The organism is Vogesella mureinivorans, from assembly GCF_007644035.1.
Lineage (GTDB): Bacteria > Pseudomonadota > Gammaproteobacteria > Burkholderiales > Chromobacteriaceae > Vogesella > Vogesella mureinivorans.
In genome coordinates this window covers 1-306 of record NZ_VMTV02000682.1, presented here as the reverse complement: position 1 = coordinate 306, position 306 = coordinate 1, and the positions used below count along the sequence as shown (strand labels likewise).

Annotated in this window: 1 pseudogene; it reads right to left on the bottom strand. The window is 68.6% G+C overall.

The annotated features are described in order from the left end of the window. Positions 1–258: pseudogene (locus tag FLQ44_RS17715) on the bottom strand (magnesium/cobalt efflux protein); the annotation flags it as partial. Positions 259–306: the final 48 nt, after the last annotated feature.

Genomic DNA, 306 nt, shown 5'->3' with positions numbered 1-306 from the left:
CTCGCCGTGCACCGGGAAGCGCGAGTGGCCGCTTTCGACGACGATCTGCAGCACTTCGGGCGTGCTCGAGTCGACCGGTATCGAGACCATCTGGCCGCGCGGGACCATGACGTCGCCCACCTGCAGGTCGGACACCGTCATCGCGCCTTCGATCATCGCGAGACTGTCGGCGGTGAGCAGGCCCGCCGCCTGCGCCGAGCGGATTTCCTCGAGCAGGTCTTCGCGGCTGCGTGGCTCGCCCGAAAGGGCCTGGGTCAATCGGCCGAACCAGGATCGGCCGGGCGAGCCGGTGGTACTGCTTGGATC